The organism is Caballeronia sp. LZ008, from assembly GCF_031451435.1.
GTDB classification, from domain to species: Bacteria; Pseudomonadota; Gammaproteobacteria; order Burkholderiales; family Burkholderiaceae; genus Caballeronia; species Caballeronia zhejiangensis.
This window is the reverse complement of record NZ_JARUXK010000001.1, coordinates 2,043,363-2,049,362: the sequence shown is the minus strand read 5'-3', so window position 1 is coordinate 2,049,362 and position 6,000 is coordinate 2,043,363. Positions and strand designations below refer to the sequence as shown.

The 6,000-nt window shown below is 62.2% G+C and carries 6 protein-coding genes; 4 read left to right on the top strand and 2 right to left on the bottom strand.

What is annotated here, in order from left to right:
• Window positions 1–223 (top strand): FAD-binding protein (locus tag QCE49_RS09650; protein WP_309805920.1); only part of this gene is annotated, 223 nt, incomplete at its 5' end.
• Window positions 224–327: 104 nt separating this feature from the next.
• The gene (locus QCE49_RS09645; RefSeq protein WP_250460462.1) at window positions 328–2,118 is read left to right on the top strand and encodes an acyl-CoA dehydrogenase; all 1,791 of its coding nucleotides are present in this window, start codon (window positions 328–330) and stop codon (window positions 2,116–2,118) included.
• Between the two features lie 59 nt (window positions 2,119–2,177).
• On the opposite strand, the gene QCE49_RS09640 is transcribed toward QCE49_RS09645, so the two are convergent.
• Entirely contained in the window at window positions 2,178–3,470 is a 1,293-nt protein-coding gene (locus tag QCE49_RS09640; RefSeq protein ID WP_250460464.1) for a D-amino acid dehydrogenase, read from the bottom strand.
• A 132-nt stretch (window positions 3,471–3,602) separates the two neighbouring features.
• Here QCE49_RS09640 and QCE49_RS09635 point away from each other — a divergent pair, with 132 nt between their 5' ends.
• Both QCE49_RS09635 and QCE49_RS09630 read left to right on the top strand, forming a co-directional pair.
• Window positions 3,603–4,091 carry an Lrp/AsnC ligand binding domain-containing protein gene (locus QCE49_RS09635; RefSeq protein ID WP_008342349.1) on the top strand — a complete coding sequence of 163 codons (489 nt, stop codon included), beginning with the start codon at window positions 3,603–3,605 and terminating at the stop codon, window positions 4,089–4,091.
• A gap of 68 nt (window positions 4,092–4,159) precedes the next feature.
• Entirely contained in the window at window positions 4,160–5,287 is a 1,128-nt protein-coding gene (locus QCE49_RS09630) for a PA0069 family radical SAM protein (protein WP_250460466.1), read from the top strand.
• Window positions 5,288–5,291: 4 nt separating this feature from the next.
• On the opposite strand, the gene QCE49_RS09625 is transcribed toward QCE49_RS09630, so the two are convergent.
• Window positions 5,292–5,795 carry a TM2 domain-containing protein gene (locus QCE49_RS09625; protein ID WP_008342345.1) on the bottom strand — a complete coding sequence of 168 codons (504 nt, stop codon included), beginning with the start codon at window positions 5,793–5,795 and terminating at the stop codon, window positions 5,292–5,294.
• Between the last annotated feature and the right edge of the window lie 205 nt (window positions 5,796–6,000).

Sequence of the window (6,000 nt, the reverse complement as noted above, 5' to 3'; positions counted from 1 at the left end):
GAACGATTTTCAGGTGGGTCAAACCGGCAAGATCGTCGCGCCGCAACTGTACGTTGCAGTCGGCATCTCGGGCGCGATTCAGCACTTGGCCGGCATGAAAGACTCGAAGGTCATCGTCGCGATCAACAAAGACCCCGAAGCGCCGATCTTCAGTGTCGCCGATTACGGTCTCGTCGGCGATCTGTTCTCGGTCGTGCCGGAACTGGTGAAAGAGCTCGGCTAACCGCGCCATGTGAGTCGAACACTCACCACAAAAATAAGAAAGGGCGCGACGAACGTTGCGCCCTTTTTTTGTACCCGAAAATTGAAACAGGAGGAGACAGGACGATGAGCTATCGCGCACCCGTCAAGGACATGTTGTTCGTAGTGAAGGAGCTGGCGGATATCGACCGCATCGCCGCGCTGCCCGGTCACGAAGACGCGGGCTTCGATACGGCGCAGGCCGTCGTCGAAGAAGCCGCGCGCTTTTGCAGCGAAGTAATCGCGCCGCTGAACGTCGAAGGCGATCGCAATCCGAGCGCCTGGGCGAACGGCGAAGTCACGACGACGCCCGGCTTCAAGAACGCGTTCCGCCAGTTCGCGGAAGGCGGCTGGCAAGGCGTCGTGCATCCGGCGGACTTCGGCGGACAGGGCTTGCCGAAGCTCATCGCGACGCCGTGCATCGAAGCGCTCAACTCGGCGAATCTCTCTTTCGCGCTGTGCCCGCTGCTCACCGACGGCGCAATCGAGGCGCTCCTCACCGCCGGCAGCGACGAGCAGAAGGCGCGCTATCTGCCGAAGTTCATTAGCGGCGAATGGACCGGCACGATGAACCTCACCGAGCCGCAGGCGGGTTCCGATCTCGCGCTCGTGCGCACGCGGGCCGAGCCGCAGGGCGATGGCACGTACAAGGTCTTCGGCACGAAAATCTTCATCACGTACGGCGAACACGACATGGCGAAGAACATCGTCCATCTCGTGCTCGCGCGCACGCCCGATGCGCCCGAGGGCGTGAAAGGCATCTCGCTCTTTCTCGTGCCGAAGTTCCTCGTCAATGACGACGGCTCGCTCGGCGAGCGCAACGACGTGCATTGCGTGTCGATCGAGCACAAGCTCGGCATCAAGGCGAGCCCGACGGCCGTGCTGCAATACGGCGATCACGGCGGGGCGACCGGGTATCTGATCGGCGAAGCGAATCGCGGCCTCGAATACATGTTCATCATGATGAACGCGGCGCGTTTTGCGGTCGGCATGCAGGGTGTCGCGATCGCCGAGCGCGCGTATCAACAGGCGGTCGCGTACGCGAAGGAGCGCGTGCAGAGCCGTCCCGTCGATGGCAGCGCGAAGGAGCCGGTGACGATCATCCATCACCCCGACGTGCGCCGCATGCTCTCGACGATGCGCGCCTACACCGAAGGCGCCCGCGCGCTCGCCTACGTCGCAGCGTCGCACAGCGATCTCGCGCACGGCCATCCGGACGATGATGCCAGGAAGAGTCATCAGGCGATCTACGAATATCTCGTGCCGATCGTGAAGGGCTTTTCCACGGAAATGTCCGTCGATGTCGCGAGTATCGGCGTGCAGGTGCATGGCGGCATGGGCTACATCGAGGAGACGGGCGCGGCGCAGCATTATCGCGACGCGCGCATTCTGCCGATCTACGAAGGCACGACGGCGATTCAGGCGAACGACCTCGTCGGTCGCAAGACCGTGCGCGATGGTGGCCGTGCGGCGCAAGCGCTGCTCGCGCAGATCGATCAGACGATCGCCGCGCTCGCCGAAGTCGATGGCAAGCCGTTCAAGTCGATGCATCGACATTTGAGCGCGGGAAGTCTGTCGCTGGCGCGCGCGATCGAGTTCATCGTCGCGAAGTTCAAGAGCGACCCGAACGCGGTGTTCGCGGGCAGCGTGCCGTATCTGCGGCTTGCGGGCATCGTGTTGTCCGGATGGCAGATGGCGCGCGCGATGCTCGTCTCGCAGGCGAAGCGCGCGGAAGACGAGCGCTTTCATTCCGCGAAGATCGCGACAGCCGAGTTTTTCGCGGAGCACATTCTGTCGCTGGCTCCTGGGATCGAGGCGTCCATCGTCAGCGCGAACGGCGGGGAAGGCGTGCTCACACTCAGCGAAGATCAGTTCTAGAAACGACAAAGCGCCTTCATCGAAGGCGCCTTTGCTTTGCTTTGATGCGACAACGCGAATTACGCGTTCGCGTATCCCGGACGCGTCTTCACGCCGACGTCGCCGAAATAGCGATGCACCGAAAGGTCGTCCGCGCGGATCGCGGGCTGCTTGCCGGACATGAGATCGGCGAGCAATTGGCCGGAGCCGCATGACATCGTCCAGCCGAGCGTGCCGTGGCCCGTGTTCAGGAACAGGTTCGGCACCGGCGTGCGGCCGACGATCGGCGTGCCGTCAGGCGTCATCGGGCGCAGGCCGGTCCAGAACGTGGCGTTCGCGGTGTCGCCGCCGCCCGGGAAGAGGTCGTTCACGCACATTTCGAGCGTTTCGCGACGCGCCGCTTTCAGCTTCTTGTCGTATCCGACAATTTCCGCCATGCCGCCCACGCGGATGCGGTCGTCGAAACGCGTGATCGCGATCTTGTACGTTTCGTCGAGCACGGTCGACACAGGCGCGCGGTTCGCATCGACGATCGGCGCGGTAATCGAATAGCCCTTCAGCGGATAGACCGGAATCTTGACGAGATCGCCGAGCAGTTTCGGCGAATACGAGCCGAGCGCGACGACGTACGAATCCGCCGTCACCAGTTCCTTGCCGCACTGCACGCCGGCGATGCGGCCATTCGCGACGGCGAGCGCGTCGATCGACGTGTTGTAGCGGAACTTGACGCCGAGCGCTTCGGCCATTGCGGCGAGCCGCGTGGTGAACATCTGGCAGTCGCCGGTTTCATCGTTCGGCAGACGCAGACCGCCCGTCAGCTTGTGCGACACGGCGGCGAGCGCGGGTTCGGCCTTCTTGAGTTCGTCGGCGGTGAGCAGCTCGAACGGCACGTTCGCGTCTTTCAGCACGGCGATGTCCTTGCCCGCGCCATCGAATTGCTGCTGCGTACGGAACAGTTGCAGCGTGCCCCCCGTGCGGCCTTCATAGGAAATGCCCGTGTCCGCGCGCAGCGCCTGCAGGCAGTCGCGGCTGTATTCGGCGAGGCGGACCATGCGGCCCTTGTTCACCGTGTAGCGATCTTGCGTGCAGTTACGCAGCATTTGCCACATCCATTGCAACTGATTCATCGTGCCGTCGAGGCGGATCGCGAGCGGCGCGTGCTTTTCGAACATCCACTTCACGGCCTTCAGCGGCACGCCCGGCGCGGCCCACGGCGATGCATAACCGGGAGAGATCTGTCCGGCGTTCGCGAAACTCGTTTCGAGCGCGGGGCCGGCTTCGCGATCGATGACCGTGACTTCGTGGCCGGCGCGAGCAAGGTAATACGCGCTCGTCACGCCGACGACGCCGCTTCCGAGAATAACGATTCGCATGTGATCTCCAATTCGATTTCGCTGGACAGCCGGCCAAACCTGCGACACCCTGTCCGTCTAGTGTTATCGCCTATAGTATTGAGATCAAAGCAGTTTTAGTTATTGTATTTGGTCGATTTTCAGGAAAAAGAAATGCGAACGCAGCGAAATCCGGTCCGCACGCTCGACAAGCTCGATCACAAGATCTTGAACATCCTTCAGGAGGACGGCCGCATCGCGATGAAGGATCTGGCGGAGCGCGTCGGATTGTCCGTGACGCCGTGTATCGAGCGCGTGAAACGCATGGAGCGCGACGGTGTCATCGTCGGCTATTACGCGCGCGTGAATCCGACCGAACTCGGCGCGGCGCTGCTCGTGTTCGTCGAGATCACGCTGGATCACAAAAGCGGCAACATGTTCGAGCAGTTCCGGCGCGAAGTGCAGAAGATTCCCGAAGTGCTCGAGTGTCATCTCGTGTCGGGCGATTTCGACTATCTGATCAAGGCGCGGATCGGCGAAATGGCGGACTATCGCAAGCTGCTCGGCGACATCCTGTTGCAACTGCCGGGCGCGGTTCAGTCGAAGAGCTATGTGGTGATGGAGGAGATCAAGGAGACGCTGAAGATTCTCGTCGAGACGTGATTTTTCGCTTGCGACGAAACGTCGATACTGTATATTTGTACAGTATCAATCGTTGGATTTTGTCGCAAATGTCATCGCCGGATCGTGAATATCCCGTCGCGCCGCCCGCTCCGTTGAAGGGGCGCGGCGCGGTCACGAACATCCAGGGCCGCTACGAGAAGGACGAACGCGAGCGCGTCGACGACGGCTGGCTGCACGCCGCGGATGCCGAGGACGAGAGCGCACCGCCGCTGCGCACGCAGGTGTTCGAAGAGCGCGCCAAAACCATCCTCACGCGCAACAGTTCGCCGGATATTCCGTTCTCCGTATCGCTCAATCCCTATCGCGGATGCGAGCACGGCTGCATCTACTGTTTCGCTCGTCCGACGCACAGCTATCTCGGACTGTCGCCCGGCCTCGATTTCGAAAGCCGCATTTACGCGAAGATCAACGCGCCCGAATTGCTCGAACGCGAACTGGCGAAGCCGAACTACGAGCCCGAGCCGATCGCGCTCGGCGTCAACACCGACGCGTATCAGCCGGTCGAACGGGATCTGCAACTCACGCGGCGCGTCATTCAGATGCTGCACGACTGCGGCCATCCGTTCGCGGCGATCACGAAGAGCTCGCTGATCGAGCGCGACATAGACCTGCTCGCGCCGATGGCCGAACGCGGCCAGATGATGGCGGCGATCACAGTCACCACGCTCGATGCCGATATCGCGCGCACGCTCGAACCGCGCGCGGCCACACCTTCGCGGCGTCTGCGCACGATTCGCACGCTCGCGGAGGCGGGCATTCCAGTGGGCGTGAGCATCGCGCCGGTCATTCCGTTCGTGACGGAGCCGGACCTGGAGCGTGTGCTGGAAGCGTGCGCAGAGGCGGGCGCGACGACCGCGAGCTATATCGTGCTGCGTCTGCCATGGGAAGTCGCGCCGCTCTTCAAGGATTGGCTCGCCGCGCATTTTCCCGACCGCGCGGACCGCGTGATGAGCCGCGTGCGCGATATGCGCGGCGGCAAGGATTACGACTCGGATTTCTCGAAGCGCATGAAAGGCGAGGGCCTTTGGGCCGACATGCTGAAACAGCGCTTTCAGAAGGCGACGAAACGTCTTGGGCTTAATGCAAGACAGCGCGGGATTCTCGATATGTCCGAGTTTCAGCGGCCGGCGAGCCGGCCGCCGCCGCCGGCGAGCCCGCAGCTCGATTTGTTCTGACGTTCTATTGCGACAAAGTCTTCGCGGCTTCGACCTGGCCTTCGAAATAAGTCTGGAACGTGAGCGCGAGACCGGTCATCAGCAGAAATGCGCCGATCAGCAGCGAAAAGATCACGACGAAGATCACGGTCCAACCGGAGCGGCTTTCGCGTCCCGTGTGCGCGTTGAATTGCGCGTCCCACTTGGCGTCCGGGCGCAGGCCGTAGACGAGCGCGGAGAGGAAAGCCGCAAGCAGCGAGATTGCGCCGGGAAATGCCAGCGCCCAGCCGAGAATCGACGTGCGCTCCGTTTCGGCGAGCAGCAGATAGCCGAACGCACCCATTACGATACCGACGATATGCGCCCAGCCGTACTTGTCGCGCATTCCATAGAGGTAGAAGCGATGCAGTCCGATATAGCCGAACAGGAACGCCAGCGCGGCGGTCAGCGTTTTCGAGCGGAAGTATGGCGGAACCTGCTTGCCGGCCGGCTTGGAGCCGGATTGCGTGGCGACGGACGAGGAAGTCATCAGCGAAAGCGGTGGTGGATTGAGGCGGACGCCGGTCTGATATTTTACGCCTACCGCCGAGCACGCCGCCCATGGCACGTTGCCGCATTGGCGTGATTTCCGGTATCCGGCAACGCGCCGAATTCTTGCCGAACTTGGCGTCACATGCAAAAAATGCGTTAAGTGTTTGTTAGAGCGTCGGAATCCGGCTATAATCGCCTGTTCT